Below are 20136 nucleotides of genomic sequence, written 5' to 3' on the forward strand. Positions count from 1 at the left end.
TATGACTCAGCAGTCGCCACGTGAGCCGACGACATCCCGGTTACGTCGGCGATGCGAGGTCATGTCACCGGCACGGGCGTGCGGGTGGACTCCTCCACGGCCGTGCGGGGCGGCGCGACCTCCGGTGGCGTTGCCGGCTGGCCTACCGACGGCTTCTTCGTTGATGGCGTTCCTGCGCGCGTCTCGCTTCTCGTCGCGGACGTGGTCGTCGCCCGCTTGCGCTTGGGGCGGGCCGCTTTGCGATGGGTGAACCACTGGTCGAGGTCGGCGGCCGGCACGTCCGTGAACTTGGCTAGTTCGTCGACACCGATCACGTCGCTGGACTCGGCGAGCACATCGCCAAGTTCGCGTTCGATGTCGGCGAGCGTCTCGGCCACCTCGGCCCGCCGCTGCGCGAGCTCGCCGACACGCTTGGCCGCGGCGGCCCTCCTTGCGCTGCGGGCAGCGTCGGCTTCCTCCACGCGGCGTTCGATCTCTTCAGTCGTCGCCATCCCGGTCTCCTTTCCCGTGGGTGTACTGAGCTGGGCGCGATGGTGCGCGAGGTGTCATGGGAGTACTCCGGAGATTCCGCGTTGCGGTTGGGCTTGCCCGGTTCCGGTGACCGTGATCGAGCCGATGCCGGCCAGACCCAGCAGCTGCGTGGGCTGGGTGATGCTGACCGTCACGTTGACGGTGTTGCCGGCGACGGACACCGTGCCGGTGTGGCCTGCCGCAGCAAGGTAGTTCCGGGCCGCTGTACTGGCTTGTTGCGGGATCAGGCGCAGGGTGCCGTCGGCGCGGTAGGCGGTCAGGTCGATTTCCTGGGCGCCGGCTCGGGCGGCTTCCTGCGCCTCGCCGATCGCGCGAACCTTGGCGGCCAGGGCAAGTCCGCCGTCGAGGACGAGCCCGGCGAACAGCAGGGCGGCGAGCGCTACGACGACGACGAAGGCAGTCACTCGGCCGTCCTCATCCTCGTGCAGCCGGTGCATCCGGCGACGCAGCACAGCGATTGACCTCATGGCGCGCCTCCCGCTTGGGCCAGCGTCGAGGTGCCACGCCACACGTCGACCGGTGAGGAGAAGCTGGATTCGAACGTCCGACTGCCGGGCACGCCGAGCGAGGTCAGGTCCCCCAGACCGACGCTGCACGACACGGTGACGGTCACCGTCGAGCCGGGTTTGAGTCCCTGGGTATCGGTGGACACCGACAGTGATTGGCAGGTGATCCCAGCGGAGGCCAAGGCTGCGCTGGCGGTGGCCTGGGCGTTGGAGGTTGCTTGCGATGGGCTGCGGGCCAGGGTGGCGGCACGGGCAGCCTGGTGGGCGACGTCGTTGATCCGCAGTTTGGTGTCGGCCAGCCGGCCGCAGAACACGACGAACAACAACAGCACGATCAGCAGCGGCGTCAAGAGAGTGAGCTCGGCCGCGGCAGACCCTCGTTCGTCCCGGTGCAGCGTACGAATTCGCCGACGGGCGGCGTCTGCGAACCCTGGGAGACTGTAGGCCGCGGTCATGGTGTCACCGCCCCGGTTCCGGTCGGCGGAGTGAATTTCTCCACGGGCCCAACGGCTTCGGCGTGGACCGTAAAGGTCGCGAACGGGATTACGTTGATCACGGTCCCGGTGACCGTCACGGATGCTTGGGTGGCTCCGCGCTGGACGTTCACTGACGTTCCGTGCAACGGGCCGCTTCCCAGCTGTGCGAGGACACGTTGCCCTTCGGTGTTGCCCGCGGCGGCGCTGCCACCGGAGACCCGCGCCGCGGACAGCGCCTCGGACGCGGCGGCTTGGGCGATGTGGCTGGCGTGCATGTACAGCGCGAACTGAGCGATGAGCAAAATCAGCAGCAACAGCAGCGGGGTCGCGACGACGAGTTCGGCCGTGCCGGCGCCTCGCTGATCCGCTCGCAGTCGGCGCAGCGCGGCCCGCACCCGCGCCCAGCGCGGATGGTCGGGCAGGTGGTGTGCCGTCTCGGAACGAGGCATCGTGGTCACCGACCTACAGGTTGATGCCGTTGGCCTTTTGGGTCACCTTGGTGACGATGATCGCGATGACGGCGATCGCCAGGAGGACCAAGGCGGCGGTCACCACGACGGCTTCGGTGGAGTATCCGCCGTCGTCGCGGTGCAGGCGCTGCAGCTCGGCACGGATGTGTGCGATGAGGATCTGGACTTCGGTGAGCATCAGCTTCTCCCTATGGTTTGGAGTCCTGTGTGGACAGTCCTTGTGGAACTGTCATAGGCCGGCCAACACGCTGGCAAGAGCTGGAAACCCGATGAAAATCAGGAATCCGATGAACAGCATCACCACGGGAAGGCTCATCCGTTCGGTGGCTGCCTGAGCGTCGCCTTCGGCGTCGGTGAGTTCACGAGTGCGCAGGGCGGCGGCTTTGGCCGCGAGGCTGGCACGGACGCGGGCGCCTTCGGTGCCCGCGAGGCTGACTGAGGCGGCGAGCTCGGACAGCTGGTGCACGTCGAGCTCGGTGCCGAGCTGGCCGAGTGTCGACCAGGGTGTGGTGCGGGTGAGTTTCGCGGTGACCAGCGCGCGGCGCAGCTGTTGGAAGGCCCAGCCCTTGCCAATGCCGACGGCATCCGACAGCGCACCGTCGACTCCGGCGCCACCGGCCAGCAGGACCCGGATCAGGTTGAGGTAGGCCGTCAGCGCGTGCCGGAAGGTGGAACGACGCCGCTCGGCTTCCTGCCGGACGTTGATGTCCGGGAACAGGAACCCGCCGAGCGCGAAGACCAGGCTGGCGACCGCCGGGACCTCCCAGGAGAGCCCGACGTCGGCCACAACGAGCAGCAGCTGCATCAGGATCGGCAACAGCAGCCCGGTCAGCGCCAACGTGGCCTTCTCGGCCAAGTGATGTTGGACGCTCTTGCCGGTGACGGCGAGATCATTGCGGAGCTTGCGGTTGAGCAACCCGAGCGCGGCCAGGGGCTTGACGAACGGACGGCCCACGCGCAGCGCCCAGCCATCGGAGTCCGCAGCGAGGATGGGCGGCCGTGCGGGAGCTGCGTGCAGCCGGTCGACCAGGGCCCGCAGTGGTGGCCGTGGCGGGAACACGTAGACCACCAGTGCCCACAGGCCGATGCCGAGCCCGGCGCCCCACACCAACGCGCTGATCATGACGACGTTTCCTTCCCGATGAGCAGGTCATCGACGTCCACCTGGGCGTCGTGCGGGCGGATCACACTCAGCTCGATAAGGAACCTCTCGGGTTCACGCAGGCGCACAATCCGTGCGAGCCACGCGAAAGCGGCCGTGAACAGCGCGCCGACGAGCAGCAGCATGATCTGCCCGAACGCGGAGTCGTAGGGGGCGAGGTAGCCGCGGTTGAGCAGCACCAGCCCGATCGCGAAGACGAGCGTGGTGATCACGACGACGCGCACGCTGGTCCGGGTGCGGGCGCGGCCGGCTTCGACCCGCATGCGCATCGACGCCTGTTCACGGGCCTCGCCGGCGAGTTCACCGAGCAGGTCGGCCAGCTGCCGGGCCTGGTGCTCGGCAGCCAGCACGAGCGCGGAGATCACCAGATCGGCGGTCGGATCCCGCAGCTGGTCGGCGAGGTGACGCAGCGACGGCGCGAGGCGTTCGCCGCGCTCCAGCCGGACGGCCAGCTCGGTAATCTCCTCGCGGATCGCCTCCGGGCAGGCCGGGGCGGTGGCGAGGATGGCCTGCTCCAGCCCGGCCGCGGCCACCAGGGTGTCGCGCAGCATCTCCGTCCACCCGGCGATCGCCTCGATGCGTTCGAGCTGACGCTTGTAGTCGACGTTCGAGCCAAGGATGCGCGGCAGGCCGATCACCGCGACCACGGTCAGGATGGCGCCGACCACCCAGCCGGTGACCGCGCCGACCGCCAGCCCGGTGAGCACGGCCACGACGAGCAGGCCGACCTGTTTGCGGTCGTGCCGTGCGGCCAACCAGGTGTTCAGCCGCGACGGTGTCGCCGGACGAGCGGGCCGACCGCGCAGACCGACGGCGATGAGCAGGGCCCCGACGGCCACGCCGGCACCGAGCAGGCCGAACAAGGCGGCAGTGGTGGTCATGGGGTCCACCACCCTTCGCGCCGCTCGAACAGGTCCGGGTCGTAGCCCGCTTCGACGAGCAGGTCGACGGTGTCGGTGCGCAGCGGCGCACCCGGTACGGCACGCAGGGTGGCGTCCGGACGCCAGACCTCGTTGCTGATGATCTGGGCGCCGTCGGCGCCGACGACTTCGCGGATGGAGGACACGACGCGCTTGCTCGGGTCGTCGCGGGGCTTTTCCAGGTGGACCACGAAGTGCAGCGCGGCGGCGACCAGCAAGTTGGTGGCCTCCATGGGCAGGCGTTCGGGGCCCTGGACGGCGTAGGCGGCGAGCTTGGTGAACGCGCCCTGGCTGCTGGAGGAGTGCAGGGTGCCCATGCTGCCGTCGTTACCCATGGACATCGCGTTGGTCAGCGGGATGACCTCCGGGCCGCGGACCTCGCCGACGATGACCCGATCCGGCGACATGCGCAGGGACTGCCACACCAGGTCCGACAGCGAGATTTCCCCTTGGCCTTCGATGTTCGGTTCGCGGGCCTGCAGCGCGACCACGTCCGGGTGCGCATCGCTGTCCTCGCCGAGGCCGAGCTCGAAGACGTCCTCGATCGTCACCAGGCGCTCCCATGGCGGGATGGCCGAGGCCAGGCCGCGCAGCATGGTCGTCTTGCCGATCGCCGTGCCGCCGGTGACGAGAATGTTGCGCTTCGCCTTCACCAAGGCTGTCAGGAAGCTCTCCAGGGCGAGGTCGATCGTGCCGTTCTCGCGCAGTTCGGCCAGCGTGACCTTGGTGAACCGGTGCCGGCGGATCGACACGGATGGCCGCGCAGTGACCGCCATGACCGCCGAGACGCGCTCACCGCCGGGCAGCTGGAAGTTGACGATCGGCGACCCGCGGTCGAACCTTCGCTCCTCCACGCCGCTGCGGGTGGCCAGGTCGCGGATGAGTTCGATCAGCTCGGTGTCGGAACCGACCACCGGCGGCAAACGCTTGCGGCGGCCGTTGGCGTACTTGACGAAGACGCGGTCGCCGTTGATGTTGATGTTTTCGATGTCGGTATCGGCCAGCAGCGGCTCCAGGCCGGCCAGGCCGAAGACCTCGTCGAGCACCTGGCCGATCACGCGCTGCTCGACATCGGGGTGCAGCAGCATCCCGCCCGAGGCGGAGTTGCGCAGCTCGGCTTGGGCGTGCGCCTCGGCCGCGTCGGTCAGGATGACCTCGGCCAGTCGGCGGCGCGCCGGGGCGTCCATCGGCGGGCGACCAGCGGCTTCGTCGGCTCGGATGCGCTGGCTGAGCTGGGTGGACAACTCGGTGCGCAGGTGAGAGCGCAGCCGTTCCACGGCCGCGGTTTCACCGGCCGGCCGGTGCGGAGGCTCGGCCGGGCCGGGTAGGTGCTGAGCAGGAAGCGGGTGCGGGCCCGTGCCGTTGGTCGAGGTGGTCAGGCGGGGATCGCTCAGTTCGGGGCGGGTCATGGCGTCACCCCGTTTCGGGTCTGCGGACCGAGCGGTTGCAGGCTCGCGCCCGAGACCGGCTCGCCTGCGACCGCCAGCCGCAGATGCGGGGCCTGGGGACTGTTGGCGGTGGCTGGTTGGAGCCCGTGCGCGGCGAGGTTGAGCGCGATCGTGGCGGCGGCCCGACCGAGTGCGGACTTGTCCGGCCCGCGTCGGCTGGTGCCCTGGCCGCACAGGACGGCAGCGCCCTTGGCGTCGCGTGGCACTCGGCCCATGACCGGGATGCGCAGCGCCTGGGAGACCTCTGCGGTTGGGTAGCCGTCGCCGACCAGGATGAAGCATGGGCGGCGAGACCACTGCTGGGCGGCCTGCAGCTTGAGCGCCACGTGCGCGAGTTCGTCATCGTGCGGGCGGGCGAGCAGCAACATCGCGTCCGCGCTGCGGATGATCGGCAGCGCGGGAGAGTCGGGATCGACCCGGCCGCAGTCGGCGATGACCGTGGTGTCCGGGTGGTCGGCCGCCCGCCGCAGCGGCGACGAGAGGCCCGAGGCCAGCACCATCAGCGCGGCGCGGGCTTGTTCGGCACCGACCGGGCCGAGCACCACCCGCAGGCCGCCCGGCAGCAGCTGTGTGTGCTGGGCCAGCAGGGTGGGGTCGGTCCCGCCGCGGCCTCGGGCCGCTGCGGCCAAGCTGACCAGGCCCGGTGTGTCGGGTAGCCGGAAGCGGGCCATGAGGTCACCGCCGGCCGGGTCGACCTCGACCACAATCGGGCTTTGGTGGCCCGGCCAGCGAGCCCCGAGCGCGGTCGCGAGGGTGGTCACCCCTGGCGATCCCTTCAGCGAGCAGACGGCGATGAGCATCAGCGGCCTCCTGCGATTGCGACCAGACTCAGTTGCCCTGCCGGGGCCGAAGCCAACGCGCGAGCGTCTGATTCGGACAGTTGCAAGGACACCACCGTGATCTGCTCGGTCTCGCGTGTGGCAACGCCCGTCACCACCGCGGTCCACGACGACGTCTGCCCGGAGCCTGTCGTCGTTCCGGTCGCCGTGCCTTGTCCTGGCGTGGTAAGGACCGCGACGGTGGTGCCGGGCGACAAGTCGGGCGGGAACTGTCCCGGTTTGAGCCCGACCGCGGCGATTGCCTTGCCCTGGACGGGAATCTGCGGTGCGCCGAGCACCGAACGGGTCACCAGCGCGCCGGCGGGAAGGCTGAAAGCGACCGGCTGTCCCACCACTGTGGACGCAGTCGATGCAGGCAACACGTCCATCCCGGAATCCGCGGCGATGCTGACCTGCTTCAGGTCCTGCGCCGTCAGAACTTGGCCGACGGCAACGGGGCGAGCCAGCGCAATGACGCTCTCGCGGTCACCGAGCTGCATGCCAGCGAACACGCCGCCGGCCGCGCACACAACGACCAGCAAGACGCCGAGCAGCAGATAAGGCACGCTGCGACGCCGGCCACCGCCACTCAGACGCGACGGTGTCTTGCCGTCACGGCCGGCCCACGCGTTCGGCGACGCGGGCTTCTGCGTCGTCGCGTCCGTGCTGGTCGAACCTGCGGTAGTGGTCACCACCGACCTCCTTCAGGCATGACGCCATCGCGACGCGTCGATTCGGGTGTTCGACGTGCCTTGGTCTCAACGGGGTCGTTTTGCGTTGTGCACGCCCGCCCTCGTGAGGCGGGAGGCTTCGGTTCAGCCGGTCGCGATTCCCTGGCTTTCCGCCACACGGAACGCCACCGTGGCCGAGGTCGTCATGTTCGGGAATGTGCCGGCCTGGCCAGCACCCGCCCACGTCACGGTCCAGTTCACCGTGGCGGTCACGGGGAAGGCATCGGCACGCTGACCGGCTGAGGAGGTCTTGTAGGTGTAGCCGCAATCCGGTGACGCGCTCTTCGGATCACCACCGGCAGGGAACGGCGAACCGGGGCCGGTGCAGGTCACAGAGCCACCGTCACCCATCGACCAAGTCACCGAGGTCGGCTTCGCGACCGCGGTCACCGAGACGCCTGGCACCGACGCGGTCGCCGACACGTCACCCCAGCTGCCGCGGTCCAGCCACAACCACGTCGGCAAGGTAACCAACTGGTCCCCGGCCGGATTCGCCTTGATCTTCGGTGCGGGCAGGCGCAGCTGGCTCCGCGCCTGTGCCGCGAGTTCGGCAGGCGACGGTAGGGGTGCCGGACCAGGTTGGCCGTTCGCGATCCAGACCGGCGGCCGGTACAACGCGTCGTGGAACCCAGGCCCAGTGCACTTGTAGACGTACCAGGCGCCGGATGGTGGCTGGGCCTGTGCGAGTCGCGGCTGCGCAACTGCGAATTGCACCGTGGCCGGCTCGCTCTGTGGCCGGTACACCGCGTGCACCGCCGTGACCTCTCCAGTCTTCGGCGGAACATGGAACGCCGCCGGCTGCGCGCCTCCAGGCGGAGGCCCCTGGTAGTCGCTGAGCTCGTACGCACACTGGGCCAAGTTGGTGTTGCCACCGATGATCGTATCGCCGTTGGCGTTGGATTGCCCCGTACCGGGATTTCCGTTGCCGTGGGTTCCTGGCTTGCTGTTTCCGTTGCCCTGGTTACCGTTCCCTGGCTGAGGGTTGGTGCCTGCACCGAGTTCGCAACCAGGGTTGGGGTACTGAGTGCAGTCCGTATAGCCCCAACCGCTTGCCATCGCGGGCAAAGCCGTAAGAATCAAGGCGGACGCCGTCAAACCTGCTACCGCGAGTGCACGCTTCAGCATGACCCGACCCCCTCAACTGCAAAGCGGGTGACCCGCCACGAGCCGTCCGCCTGCTTCTTGACCTCCGCGGTGATCGACCGCCGCCCTCCTGGCGCGTCGGTGAACGGTGAGCCGTCCTTTTTGTACTTCACCCAGTTCGAGTCATCTCCGCAGTCGGAGATCATGACCGTATTGGGGTTACTCTCCGGGTCGACCTTCGTGACATGCGGATTTGTAAGCGGTTGTCCCTTGGAGACGACGCCGTTGAGATGGTCGGTGTACAGGCTGCGGTTGATCACCCCGAGCGCGTCGCCAGTCGCGTAGTTCGCAAGCGCGGGCGATTGCCAGTCCGAGGTCTCGCTGGCCTTGACCATCTGCTGCCACATGCCGGTGTAGGCAGCCAAAGCCTGCTGCCGAGCGTTGTCAGCCGGAGACGCCGACGATGGCGGAGCGCTGCTCGTCGGCGACGAAGGTGCCACCCCAGTGGTGCCCCCAGGCGTCGAAGACGGATTCGAGCTACAGGCCGCCAACGTCAGCGCTGCGAGTCCACCAAGCGCTAGTCCCACCCTGCGCCAGCCGTTGCGGCCTTGTACATTCCCCCCGACCACGTGCACCCCCTCAGATCTGCGAAAATTCCTTTCGATCTACTGTGTTACACCCCACGTCTACCTGCCGTCCCCCAGGAGACTGCAATGTCCCTATGAGGGGACACCGGTGTCGGAACTGGGAAAACTGGACAAGGTTCACCCGAATGGGTTAACAACTCCGTGTCCAAATGCCGCTGAGTAGTAGGTTCGCTACACCGGACAGCCGCAACCGGCGGGCAGAGGGGGTACAGCGTGGCCAGGTCTGTCACTCTCGTGAGCAGATGAACAGCGCGAGTTCGACGGTGACCACGCTCGGCACGATCGGCTGGGGTCTGATCGGGCTCGTACTTGCCAGCGTTCTACGCGTCGCCGTCAAGCGAAGCTCGATCCTCCCCGCAGAGACCGGTCGGCTCGCGCCACCAGTCGTGCTCGAAGCGGCCACGGCGGTCCTGTTCTCTGCATTGGCCTGGCGCATCGGCACGGAACCCGCTTTGTTCGCCTACTCCTGGCTGGCCGCAGCCGGCGTCCTGCTTGCCGCGATCGATTGGAAGAGCCACGCCCTACCCAGCAGGTTGGTCTGGCCAACCGGGTTCCTCTTGGTCGTGCTCTTCGGCTTGGCCGCTGTGCTCCACCGTGACGCTTACCCGCTCGTCCGCTCCGTAGCCGGCATGCTTGCACTCCTCATCTTCTACGGAGTGCTGTACGTCCTTCGCCCTGGTGGGCTCGGCGGCGGCGACCTCCGACTCGGCGGAGTTCTCGGGCTGGCACTGGGCTGGGCTGGATGGATGCCCATCCTGACGGGAACCCTCCTCGGTTGGCTCACCGCGGCACTCGCACTGCTCGTACTTCGTTTCGTTCGAGGATCTGAGGCGAGCCAGGACATCCCCATCGGCCCCTTTTTGATCATCGGGGCGTTCGCTGCCGTGCTGGTCAGTTCGATGACCTGAATGAAGCCGCCGACCGGTTCGCAGCGGGGGTACTGCGCCGGCCGGCGGCTCTGGACGGCGTCGCAAGGGGGAGGGTCGACACCGCCGAAGTAGTCAACGGTACGCCGGTGACTGGCCCTCACCGCAAGCCGCGAGTGAAGCAACCCAATCGAGGGAGTTGTGGCGCGACTGGGCGTCCGTTAGCTCGCCAACTTCATGCTGAGGAGGCCGCGCCCCGTCTCGATCACGAGGCACTGTTGACGAGAGGCAGACTGACTGACGCCGTTGCTCCCAGCTGAACGCTTCGGAGGCGCCTTCGTAGTGGCGCGGAACGAACTGTTGATCTCAGTGAGTTCCGTGGAGAGCGCTTGGCAGGAAGCGCACTCGTCCAGGTGAGCCTCGACCTTCTTGGCCTGCCGTTTCGGCAGGCCACTTCTTGTCCACGCGCCGAGGACCTTGATCGTCGGGGCGCACTGCTCAGCTTGAGCAGCAGCCAGGTGAGCCTGCAGATACGCCTGACGGAGAGCCTCCCGAGCCCGGTATGCCAACGCCGACACTCCGTTGGCTGTGAGTCCGAGGCTGGGCGCAACTTCAGCTGGCGTCCGCCCCTCGACCTCGGTCAGCCAGAGCACTGTCCGCCAACGCTCGGGCAGTTGCCCAAACGCCTTGTTCGCCAAGGCCCTCTCCGTAGTTGCCGTCACCGTGTCGTCGAAGGGGATGCTGATCAGAGCAGGGTCGACCGATTGCCCAATGTCCTCGGACAGTTCGATGCGACGTTCTTTTCGAGTCCGGTCGTAGGCCACATGACGAAGCGCCGTGAGCAGGTAGGCACGGATGGCTGAGTCCGGGCCGCCACCAGCACGTAGCGTGTGGAGAACTCTGATGAAGGCTTCTGAGACAAGGTCGTCGGCTTCTGCCGCTGTCCGGGACAGCTGGCGAGCAAGATTGCAAGCGGAGCTGACGTGACGTGCCCACAGGTCGCCGTACGCTTCGATGTCCCCCTGCCGGACGGCCTCAAGCAGTTCTGCATCGTCGCGCTCGCGAACCTGGTAGATCGGTGCGACGGTTTCCTCGGTGGCACCGGGTGGTTCGGATGGCTTTGCCGGCCGCGCAAACGAAAGCAGCTCGTGCGCGCGAGACTGTCGCCGGGGAGCACGGGCTCGACTGACCGAGCAGCTACGTCGTGGACCGTCAAATGTGGCGAGCTGACCATCCGGTTCGCTGCCACCGTCGACGAGACTGATGGTCATAACCCACTCCAAGTCTTTTCTACGCCCATAGAGCGCGGGGCTTACCCGCGGTTTCAGTCAGATTCCTTTCAGACAAGCGGATCCTCGGGTCTGACGGCCGGGATCAACATGGTTCGCTCCGTGGAGTGCTCTGGCGGAGCGTGGTGCTCCTGAGCGAGCAGTTCGTGTTTGCCGGGCGCTGGCTGCAGGACCAGCAGGGACTCCGAGAACGCTGGAAACAGGGCAGCCATCGCGCGGACGCAGCACAACGTGCACAAGTTGTCTGGCACCGGAGGCCGCTGCTCCCAGATCTCCTCGATTGGTAGTCCGCATAGGCCCACGCACTCGTTGGATGGCCAGACCACGTGAACACGTCCGGCATAGCGATCCGCTGTGCCGCCCGGTTGGTTCGTGCCCCAGTACAGCAGCGGCTGAGGCGGGTTCGACGGTTCGGGCATGGCTCACCGAGAAGACCTGATTGGACAGTGATAGCGGCGCCTGCCGGAAGACGTTGCTGTCATTGGAATCCTGCCCAGGCTTGCCCGTGCATGAGCTCGGCGATCGACCTGCACTCCGGGCAGACGTCGATTCCGACACCGAAAGGTGATGTGAGCTCATGATCCGTCAGCAAGGCGCGGCAAGGTGCCGGCGCAGTCCGAGCGATCTGGTTGTCGATGGCGACTCGCCTTGGCTGCCCATCTTCGGTTTCCTGCAAGTGCACCACATCGGGGCGCAGCAGTTCCGCGGACCAGTGTGGACCGCCAAGCGGAAGGACGCGCAATGTCGCTGTGTCAGAAGTGTTGCCTGTCAAGGTGATAGTTGACTGGGCCAGCGGGGACGGGGAGAGCAAGGCCGTTTGGCTCATCGTCGATGTCCTTTCGTCGCTTGCTCGATGCAGGCCGAGCCGTGTTTGGGAGCCGGTGTTCCGATCCAGGTCGGGGGTCCGGCCCGGAACACCGGCGGTCTAGCGGTCGCCGCGATGCCGCTGAGGCAGATCGGTCACTTTGCCGCGGATGCCATGGCACGGGTGGTGGCAATCACCGCCGACTGCGGCGGGAAGTCGTTAAGCGCCTTCGGCGCGGACTCCCAGCGCCAAAGTCCGAGACGTTCATCGTCCGGGGACGGAAGGACGACGTTGTCGCCCTGCGGGGCGACCGATGCTCCGAGCCGAAGGAGCTCGGCGTAGATGACGTCGTCGAGCGTGTGACCAGGACCCGTGATGAACGTCCACCGTTGCGTCTGAGTCCGCTCGACAACCGGTCCGGCGAGCATCCGGATCCGGAGGCCGGCTTGGACGCGGCGACCGAGTTCGACAGGCATCGTGACGGCGCCGACGAGACCGCCGACGGGCATGAGGATGCGTTCCGTCGCGCGATCGAGAGCAGCTGGTAGTCCGTATTCGCTGCGGTAGAAGTCGCAGCGGTCTTCGGGAGTCGAGCCCGAGGCTGTAGCTGTAACGCGAGTGGTCGACGTTGTCACGACGAGCCACCTCCTTCAACAGGGCAGGGTGTCAGGCAGCGCGCGTAGTGCTGTGCTGCGGAGATGTGCTGTGCGAAGCCAATCGGCGGCGAGCCGGTGAACCACTGGTCGACGCGGCGGCGTGCCGGGGGCTGCGTGGCCGGGCGACGGGAAGATCGCCACCCTGGGAGGCGAGGGTGGTGCCCGTCGTCAGCGGTGCCTCGGGGCGCGGACTCATCGGTAGTCCTCCGCGGCAGCGCCGGACCCGACGCCGTTCGCTGAGGTACCACCAGCCGGCACCGACTCCGGCCACGCAGCCCACCATGAGAAGGAGCGCTGCTGCGATCGCCAGCCCAGGCCCCCACCACGTCTCAGTGGGGGCTTGTACGGCACTGGGGGCGACCATGGTCACCGCAGCCGCGATGCTAACTTGTGTACTCATCGCTCTGCGCTCCTTCGGGACCTGGGGCTTAGTTGCTCCTGCACTTAGACCGTAACTTGTGTACTCAGATTAACTAGGCGACCAATCGGGTGAATTGCGGATACGTTCTGCAACCAGACACCCTGTGGAGGTGAAGGAGTCCGTGACACAGCCGCACCGGGAGTTGCCGCCGGCCGTCATGAAGGTCGTCCTCGGCAACCAGCTCGCTCGCCTGCGGGAGGAAGCCGGCGTCAAGCAGGAGGAAGCGGCCGGCGTCCTCGGATGCACCCAGCAGAAGATCGCGCACATCGAGGGTGGCAGCGGCATCCAGTTGATCGAGCTGAACGCGCTACTCGATCGGTACGCCGCGAACGAAGCGGACAGGGCCTACACGCGAGACCTGCAAGCCGAGAGCAAGCACCGCACGAAGCGTGGCGCCTTCAGCACCAGGTTCCGCCAGTACATGCGCCTGCTGGTCGATATGGAACCGAGCTGCAACCGGTACTTCGCGTACCAGGCCCTGGTCGTCCCTGGGCTGCTGCAGACCGAGGACTACATGCGTAGGAACGCGCGGGCCTGGAGGCCCTCGCTGTCGCCCGAGGAGATCGACAAGTACGTCGCCGACCGCATCGCCCGGCAACCCGTCCTGGACCACGTCGACCAGGAGTTTTGGTTCATCCTCGACGAGGCAGCCCTGCGCCGAACTGAAGGCGGTCCGGTCATGAAGGCCCAGATCATGAAGCTCGTCGAGATCATCGACCGACCGAACGTCGAACTGCAGATCGTGCCGTTCAGCGTCGGCTACTACATGGGCCAAGGCCACGACTACACGATCTTCGGCTATGACACGAAGCCGGCGGTTGACATCATCTACCTGGAGCAGCATGACGGCGGGGAGTACGTCGACAACAGCAAGAGGACCGCGCGGTACCTGACTCTGTGGGATCACCAGAAGGCGGCGGCCAGCGGGCCCGAGCAGACGCGACGGACCTTGCTGGAGATCGCCGCGTCGTTGTAGCTGACCTGCGGCTTGAGATCGAAAGGGTACGAGGGAGCAGATGAACATCCAGGACGCAAACAAGCGGCACCTCGACACCAACTTCACCGAATGGCGCAAGTCGCCGCTGAGTAACCCTCCGGACAACCAGTGCGTCGAGGTGTCGTTCAGCAGCAACGCCGTCGGGTTGCGAGACAGCCGGAACCCGGACGGACACGTGCTGGTCTTCGACTTCGGAGAGTGGGAGGCGTTCCTCGGCGGGGCCGCAGCCGGGAGCTTCAACCTGCCGAAGAACCAGTAGTGCGCGCGGGCGGCGATCCCATCGCCGCCCGCAAGTCAGCACCCGGTGGTCTTCAGTCACTGTCCTCGGCATCCCTGCGTTTGCGCTGGTAGCGGTCCACTATTGATCGAACCCCCACTGTGGGCCAAGGACTACCGTCCAGGACCCGTCCACTGCCCGTCCAGGTCCCCGCCAGCGTCGCGCACGGCTACATCAGCTCCTACCCTCGGGTAAGGCGAGATCACCAAGTCGATCGGAGGAGGACACGGTGGGGACACGTCGAACGTCGGCGCCGAAGCACCCTCCGAACACGCGGCTGCGGTGGCAACGGCTCCAGCGTGGTTGGAGTCAGGAAGAAGTCGTCGAGCAGATCAAGCGCAGCATGGAGCAGGCCGACGAAGGCGCGTCTGGCCTGAACGCGGACACCGTCCGACGGTGGGAAACCGGCGACCGCAAGCCCGACCCGAGGTACCAGAAGCACCTCGTCCTGGTCTTCGGGCTACCAGCCAGCGACCTCGGTCTGCTCTCAGCCGAGGAGATGGCGCTGTGTCCTGCGGATCTGACGGCCCCTGCGCCTACCGCCAACATGCTCGTCAACGAGCAACTCATCGACGCTGTGGTGAAGAAGGTGATGATGGTGTTGCTGGGCGGCAACGCTGAGTTCAGCCGGCCGGTGTTCTTAAAGGGCCTGCTCGGGGCGAGCATCGCAGCACTGCTCTCGAACGACATCGCGATTCCCGACGGTGCCGAAGCACTTGCCCGCAAGCAACGGACGCAGTTGGATCCGCGAGCCGTCGAGGCGTTCGGAGCGATCACCGCCTCCCATCGTGACCTGTACTGGACGAGCGCTGCGGCTGAACTCTTGCCCTCGGTTACCGCTCATGCCCACCTCGGTGAGAGCATGATTAAGTCGACGTCGGATGCAGATTCGCCGCATGCTCGCCGGCTAGCTTCTGCCGTCGCTGAGTCGGCGCTCCTCGCTTCCCGACTACTGTTTTTCGACCTGGCCCAAGTAGATGCGGCCGAACCGTTCTTCCAGCTCGCCGAGGACGCGTCAGCCAGCTCGCAAGATCACCCATTGGCGGCTGCGGTACTGGCGCACCGGGCGTTCGTTCCCGGCTTCGCCGGACAGGAACAACCGGCCCGCGAATACCTGACGGCCGCGCATGCCCACGGACGCTACGGGGCCGGCCCGCTGTTGCGGTCGTGGCTGCACTGCGTCGACGCCGAGGTATCCGCTCGCGTCGGGCAGTCGGATACGAGCCTTACTCGTGTCCGTTCGGCCGAGGATGCGCTGGCGAGCGCCGGAACCGACCCCGCCTGGCTCGACTTCTTCGACACCTCCCGACTCGACGGTTTTGCCGGCAACGCCTTACTGCTGGCGGGCCGAACCCGCGAGGCAGCAGGCCGGCTCCAGCGCGCGTTGGACAACCTCTCCGAGAACGCCACGAAACAGCGGGCTGTCCTGCTGTTCGACCTCGCCGCGGCGCACGCACCGACTGATCCGGAACGCGCCGTCACGACCGTCCGACAAGCATGCGACGTGGTCAGTAGGGCTCCCTACAGCACCGCACTCCAACGCGTGCCCGAAGTTCGTGCAGCTCTGAGCGCCACTCCCTACGTCCGCGAGCTGGACGAACGAGTCCGAGCGCTGGCCGGCCCGACTGCTAAAGCTTGATCAGCTGAACTCGGCGTTGTGGGCGGCAACGCGCGCAGGTAGTTCGGCGAGGCTCGTCAACTGGAACAGGCAGCGCTCTTCAACCTCGGGCATGTGAAGGATGTGTCCCCACGGCCCGCGGCGGACGAGCGCAGTCGAGATGCCGGCCTCCTGGGCCGGCCGGACGTCGTTGTCCAACCGATCGCCGACGTAGAGGACCGAACTCGCTGCGACCCCGGCCTCCTCGATGACCCGGTCGAAGAATCCGGGCGACGGCTTCTCGACGCCCCAGCCGTCGGAAGTGCCGATCACGTCGACCGGCAGTTCTAGCGCTTTGAGGATCTCCTCCGCCCGCGCGGTTTGGTTGCCGGCTAGGCCGACCCGAAGGCCGGAATCCTGGAGTGCCCGCAGGCACGGCCGCACATCGCTGTACAGGTTCTCCTCGGCGAAGGTCTCCGGCTGGCCGGCAGCGGCCCGTCGCTCGCGTTCCACCGCGAGGTCGAAGCCAGGCTTGAAGACCTGGAAAGTCTCCCGGTAGTCCTTACCCTGAGCGATCACGGCGCCGAAAACAGCTGAGAACGTGTGGCGAGGAACTCCGAGCCAGTCGGCCCAGGTCCCGTACTCGCGGGTTTCGTCGACCAGTATCTCACCGACGTCGAAGAAGACCGCTTCGATCCTTGCCACGTGAAGGTCCCTCCCTGTCCTGCATGACGGTCACCGCCATGGTGCCCGACGTGGATGCCGCGATGCTCAGCAGGCTGTCCTGCGGACGTCCAGCGGACGGGTTGTGGACGGTACCTCGTCACGATCTTGGCGGGTTGACTATGCGTCTCGGTTCATGCACGCATGGTTATAGAAGGTGCTGACGTGTCGGACACGCAGAGTCCCCGGCCTTGGTGGCAGTCCTGGCCCGCGATCGTGCGCACCGATCGCGCCGTCGCTGGTCAGCACCCGGTACTCGTGCCGCCCGCGCAACTGTCCGGCGCCTCCGAGGTAGAAGTGAGCGTCCGGACCGGCGAACGGCCGGACGTAGTCGTCGAACAACGCAGCGAGCTGCGCCTCAAACTCGGCTGGGACCGAGCAGGTACCTGTGATCGTCACGTGTCGCGCCACGCTCGCCTGGTCCTTTGCGAGTGTCGTCGAAGGTCATCGGACCACATCGTGCCTGGTCATGCTCTCACGAACGCACCGGCTGCGGCGAGGGACGCCCCCCGACCTTGCCGCGGCCGGTTGCCCATCGGAACGACGACGCAGGACGCCCTGCATTCGTTCCGGGTACACGTCTCCTCAGAAGGGCAATCGCGATCTCGATGAGCACGTTCGACACAACACGCCTGCTTGACGTTGCGCATGGCGCTATGGACAAAGCGATCGACCTCCTGATGCGCAACCGGGCCGGCGAAGTTCAGGCCAAGGGTGATCGCGATCTGGTGACCGAGGTCGAGCTGGCCATCGAACGACTTGTACGAGACCACCTCCAGGAGCAGACGCCGGACGTCGGCTTCGTCGGTGAGGAAACCGGGGGGACCGGCAACCCGGAGGTGTACTGGGTCCTCGATCCTGTCGACGGGACTGTCAACTTCGTCCACGGGGTTCCGTTGTGTGCGGTGGCTCTCGGGCTCATCCACGTTGATCAACCCCTTCTCGGCGTCATTGACACGCCCTTCCTTCACCACCGGTACTGGGCAACGAGAGGCCACGGGGCATTCCGAGACGGCGACCCCATAGCTGTCTCGCGCACGAAAACCCTTGAGGAATCACTTATTTCGCTCAGTGACTACGGAGCAGGAGAGGGAGGTGTAGCGCGAACGGGGGCGTCCGCCAGGCTCGATCAGGCGCTTTCTCAACGCGCACAACGAGTTCGGCGCATCGGGTCGTCGGCGGTCGAGTTGGTCTGGGTGGCTGACGGCACTCTCGATGCCAGTCTCACGCTTGGCAACCGCAGTTGGGACACGGCGGCTGGAGCGATCATCGCCCGCGAAGCCGGCGCACTCGTCGTTGACGCGGACGGTAGCCAGCACAACACCAGTTCGCGTTGTGCCGTTGCGGTGACACCGAGCTTGGGGGACGCACTGCTCCCGCTTCTGCGCATCCTTCGCGGTACTCGATACTGGCCGATTTCAGCAACCGAAGGCGAGACAGCCTCGACTGCGCGGCCTGCAAGAAAACGCGTTGTCGGAGCAACGGCCTTCTTGGCGACGATCGGGGTGGGTATCGGCGACGACGACACCGCGGACACGCTTGCCGAGAGGGAGTTCTCCTCGTCGCGCGATGCGCAGACTTGGATCGAGCGAGAACTACCCCTGGCTGAGTTTCCCGCCTGGGTCGTGCAACGCCCGCGTGGTGCAGCGGGGGCTTTCCTGTTCGGCGCGGTCCAGCGTGGGCGTTATGCGATGGAAGCTAAGGGCTGCATCGCATGGCAGGCAGACGAAGGCTCGGTGGATGACGTAGAGGCGTACCTGGTCGAAGGGCAGGTGCGATGGCGCGATGCTCAAGGCGCGGCGAGGTGACAGGTGGAGGTCCGCGAGGTTCGCGCCGTGATCGTTGCGGCAGACAGCCCACTTGGTCGAGTGAGTCAAGCGGTCGACGACCTGGCGGCGCATCTGCCGGCACCGGATGAGCCGCGGGCGTGCCCGTTGTGCTCGGATCGATCCTGGCCCTGCGACCTCTTCGATGATGCCGCACACCGAGTGCTGGCAGCCGGCTTGCGGCTCGGCGATCTGGTTCCTCTCGACTTGCACGAACGCCTATGGCCGCTAAAGAGGGCGCGAACGCCACCATCCTCTACCCAGAACCCTGGCGACTGGTTCGGCCGGGAGGAACAGGAGCGATGACAACGACGAGTCGCCGCGCAGTGGTGCGCATGCGGCGCCCCAACGGAGATCCGCTCGACGCAGCCCAGGTCTCCGGAACCGTTCACGGAAACACGCCGCTGAGGGGAGAGTGGTGGTGAGATCGACTTCCACTTCGATGAGATTCCGCTCGCGGGCGAGCTGGCGGGAGCGCTCGGCTCACCACGGTCGATGAGCGCCACGGCCCGGCCCAACATCGCCTTGACCCGCCTGGTGGAGGCGTCTGGTGCGGCGAAGAAGTCGTTGGCCTTCCGGCTCAACCAGCTTGCAGAGACCGCCGGCCTGGAGACGCACTACACCCACACCAGTTGGACGAACTGGATGAAGAGGGGAACGCGCCCGGCACAGGCGGTACGCCCGCTCATCGCCCAGGTCTTGGAAGAACGACTCGGGCGGCCGGTCAGCCTGGCAGAGATCGACCTTGATCACGACCCTGGCGTGGACTCAGGCATCGGCTTGGAGTTCCCACGCGAGCTCGGCACCGCCGTGCAAGTCGCGACCAGGTTTTGGAGCCAGGTGGACAGCCGCGACGTCCGCGGCCCCGGCGTCGCAGTGGTCAACTACAACACCCCGGTTCGTCGCTGGCTGGCGCTCCCCGCTGACGCCAGCGCAGCCTCGCAGTCACCGGCGGCCTTCCGGCGCGTTGGAAAGGCGGATGTCGTCGAGCTGCTCGAAACAGCCGAGCAGGCCCGGCAGTGGGATTCCCGGTACGGGGGCGGGAACTGGCGAACCTCGCAGCTCACTGTTTGTCTGAAGGAGCGGGCGGCTCCGCTGTTGCACGGCTCCTACAGCGACACCGTCGGGCGCCGGCTGTTCACCGCCACGGCGCAACTCGCCCGGCTCGCCGGATGGACCGCGTTCGACAACGGCGACCACGCCAACGCCCAACGGCACTACATCCAGGCGCTACGTCAAGCTCGCGCTGCGGGGGATGTCCAGCTCGGCGGCTACGTGCTGACCTGCATCGCCCTACAGTGCAGCCTCGGCGGCTTCCACGACGACGCGATCGACATGGCCGACAGCGCGTTTCACCGCGTCGGTGGGCACGCCACGCCGCGCGTGAAGGGCTTCTTCAAGCTGATCGAGGCCCGCATTTGGGCACGCAGCGGCAACGCCCGCATGGCCGACGGCGCCCTGACCACAGCCGAGCGCCTGCTCGACGCCGCACGCTCTTGTACCGGCGACGACCCCGCTTGGATCGACTTCTTCGACGAGCACCGGCTCGCCTCGGACGCAATCGAGATCCACCGCGATCTGGGCCGGCCGCGCGAGGCGCAACGGTGGAACGAGTTCGCCGCCATGCCTATCGACACCTTCGCCAGGGCGTACGCCATCCGCCAAAGCGTCCTCGGTAGCACCTACTTGCAGGGGTACCAGCCCGACCTCGAACAGGCACTGGACCACGGCCACCGCGCCGTCTCCGCTCTCGCTATCGTCAGTTCGGCCCGCGCTGTGGACTACCTCCAGGCTCTGATTTCCCGGATGTCACGCTGGCGCACCGAACCCGGCGTTGTCGAACTGACACGTCGGATAAAGACCGAAATATCTACGGCTTGAGAGCGG

General features: G+C 66.9%; 21 protein-coding genes. 6 read left to right on the forward strand and 15 right to left on the reverse strand.

The window, feature by feature from the left end; translation table 11 throughout:
* Positions 1 to 59: 59 nt before the first annotated feature.
* From BM362_RS30680 to BM362_RS30735, 12 genes are all read right to left on the reverse strand, one after another.
* Positions 60 to 491: a hypothetical protein gene (locus BM362_RS30680; protein WP_093575467.1), complete on the reverse strand. Its 432-nt coding sequence runs from the start codon at positions 489 to 491 to the stop codon at positions 60 to 62.
* Positions 492 to 545: 54 nt separating this feature from the next.
* Positions 546 to 998 carry a pilus assembly protein TadG-related protein gene (locus BM362_RS30685; protein WP_244287344.1) on the reverse strand — a complete coding sequence of 151 codons (453 nt, stop codon included), beginning with the start codon at positions 996 to 998 and terminating at the stop codon, positions 546 to 548.
* Complete coding sequence (locus BM362_RS30690; protein WP_093575468.1) at positions 995 to 1492, reverse strand: TadE/TadG family type IV pilus assembly protein; 498 nt, start codon at positions 1490 to 1492, stop codon at positions 995 to 997. Before BM362_RS30690 ends, BM362_RS30685 begins: the two co-directional genes overlap by 4 nt.
* A complete protein-coding gene (locus tag BM362_RS30695; RefSeq protein ID WP_093575561.1) occupies positions 1489 to 1962 on the reverse strand; it encodes a TadE/TadG family type IV pilus assembly protein in 474 nt (157 codons plus the stop codon). Before BM362_RS30695 ends, BM362_RS30690 begins: the two co-directional genes overlap by 4 nt.
* A 13-nt stretch (positions 1963 to 1975) precedes the next feature.
* Positions 1976 to 2161 carry a hypothetical protein gene (locus BM362_RS30700; RefSeq protein WP_093575469.1) on the reverse strand — a complete coding sequence of 62 codons (186 nt, stop codon included), beginning with the start codon at positions 2159 to 2161 and terminating at the stop codon, positions 1976 to 1978.
* Between the two features lie 51 nt (positions 2162 to 2212).
* Positions 2213 to 3106, reverse strand: coding sequence for a type II secretion system F family protein (locus tag BM362_RS30705; RefSeq protein WP_093575470.1), 894 nt, complete (start codon positions 3104 to 3106; stop codon positions 2213 to 2215).
* Entirely contained in the window at positions 3103 to 4026 is a 924-nt protein-coding gene (locus BM362_RS30710; RefSeq protein WP_093575471.1) for a type II secretion system F family protein, read from the reverse strand. Before BM362_RS30710 ends, BM362_RS30705 begins: the two co-directional genes overlap by 4 nt.
* The gene (locus BM362_RS30715) at positions 4023 to 5474 is read right to left on the reverse strand and encodes a TadA family conjugal transfer-associated ATPase (RefSeq protein WP_093575472.1); all 1452 of its coding nucleotides are present in this window, start codon (positions 5472 to 5474) and stop codon (positions 4023 to 4025) included. Before BM362_RS30715 ends, BM362_RS30710 begins: the two co-directional genes overlap by 4 nt.
* On the reverse strand, positions 5471 to 6313 hold the full coding sequence (locus BM362_RS30720) for a CpaE/TadZ family protein (RefSeq protein WP_093575473.1): 843 nt from the start codon (positions 6311 to 6313) through the stop codon (positions 5471 to 5473). Before BM362_RS30720 ends, BM362_RS30715 begins: the two co-directional genes overlap by 4 nt.
* Positions 6313 to 7023 carry an SAF domain-containing protein gene (locus BM362_RS30725; RefSeq protein ID WP_093575562.1) on the reverse strand — a complete coding sequence of 237 codons (711 nt, stop codon included), beginning with the start codon at positions 7021 to 7023 and terminating at the stop codon, positions 6313 to 6315. Before BM362_RS30725 ends, BM362_RS30720 begins: the two co-directional genes overlap by 1 nt.
* Before the next feature lie 123 nt (positions 7024 to 7146).
* Complete coding sequence (locus BM362_RS47735) at positions 7147 to 8187, reverse strand: hypothetical protein (RefSeq protein ID WP_167545495.1); 1041 nt, start codon at positions 8185 to 8187, stop codon at positions 7147 to 7149.
* Complete coding sequence (locus BM362_RS30735; protein ID WP_244287345.1) at positions 8181 to 8570, reverse strand: hypothetical protein; 390 nt, start codon at positions 8568 to 8570, stop codon at positions 8181 to 8183. The genes BM362_RS47735 and BM362_RS30735 overlap by 7 nt, the downstream gene beginning before the upstream one ends.
* 464 nt (positions 8571 to 9034) lie before the next feature.
* Here BM362_RS30735 and BM362_RS30740 point away from each other — a divergent pair, with 464 nt between their 5' ends.
* Positions 9035 to 9700, forward strand: coding sequence for a prepilin peptidase (locus BM362_RS30740; RefSeq protein ID WP_167545496.1), 666 nt, complete (start codon positions 9035 to 9037; stop codon positions 9698 to 9700).
* Between the two features lie 179 nt (positions 9701 to 9879).
* Here the strand turns inward: BM362_RS30740 and BM362_RS30745 are convergent, their stop codons facing one another.
* Both BM362_RS30745 and BM362_RS30755 read right to left on the reverse strand, forming a co-directional pair.
* Positions 9880 to 10929: a sigma-70 family RNA polymerase sigma factor gene (locus BM362_RS30745; RefSeq protein WP_093575477.1), complete on the reverse strand. Its 1050-nt coding sequence runs from the start codon at positions 10927 to 10929 to the stop codon at positions 9880 to 9882.
* A 978-nt stretch (positions 10930 to 11907) separates the two neighbouring features.
* Positions 11908 to 12387 (reverse strand): hypothetical protein, encoded by a 480-nt coding sequence (locus tag BM362_RS30755; protein WP_093575479.1) that lies wholly within the window; start codon positions 12385 to 12387, stop codon positions 11908 to 11910.
* 563 nt (positions 12388 to 12950) lie between these two features.
* Between BM362_RS30755 and BM362_RS30760 the strand changes: the two genes are divergently transcribed.
* From BM362_RS30760 to BM362_RS30770, 3 genes are all read left to right on the forward strand, one after another.
* Positions 12951 to 13805: a helix-turn-helix domain-containing protein gene (locus tag BM362_RS30760; protein WP_093575563.1), complete on the forward strand. Its 855-nt coding sequence runs from the start codon at positions 12951 to 12953 to the stop codon at positions 13803 to 13805.
* A 40-nt stretch (positions 13806 to 13845) separates the two neighbouring features.
* Entirely contained in the window at positions 13846 to 14085 is a 240-nt protein-coding gene (locus tag BM362_RS30765; RefSeq protein ID WP_093575480.1) for a DUF397 domain-containing protein, read from the forward strand.
* Positions 14086 to 14332: 247 nt separating this feature from the next.
* Positions 14333 to 15742, forward strand: a complete 1410-nt coding sequence (locus tag BM362_RS30770) for a helix-turn-helix domain-containing protein (protein WP_143132518.1) — start codon at positions 14333 to 14335, stop codon at positions 15740 to 15742.
* Here BM362_RS30770 and BM362_RS30775 read toward each other — a convergent pair whose 3' ends face one another.
* On the reverse strand, positions 15743 to 16405 hold the full coding sequence (locus BM362_RS30775) for an HAD family hydrolase (protein WP_093575482.1): 663 nt from the start codon (positions 16403 to 16405) through the stop codon (positions 15743 to 15745).
* Positions 16406 to 17031: 626 nt separating this feature from the next.
* On the opposite strand from BM362_RS30775, the gene BM362_RS30780 reads away from it, so the two are divergent.
* Both BM362_RS30780 and BM362_RS30785 read left to right on the forward strand, forming a co-directional pair.
* Positions 17032 to 18231, forward strand: a complete 1200-nt coding sequence (locus BM362_RS30780) for an inositol monophosphatase family protein (RefSeq protein WP_093575483.1) — start codon at positions 17032 to 17034, stop codon at positions 18229 to 18231.
* A gap of 513 nt (positions 18232 to 18744) precedes the next feature.
* Entirely contained in the window at positions 18745 to 20130 is a 1386-nt protein-coding gene (locus BM362_RS30785; RefSeq protein WP_093575484.1) for an NsdA family TPR-like regulatory protein, read from the forward strand.
* The last annotated feature ends 6 nt before the right edge of the window (positions 20131 to 20136 follow it).

The organism is Amycolatopsis rubida (assembly GCF_900115345.1).
Classification (GTDB): domain Bacteria; phylum Actinomycetota; class Actinomycetes; order Mycobacteriales; family Pseudonocardiaceae; genus Amycolatopsis; species Amycolatopsis rubida.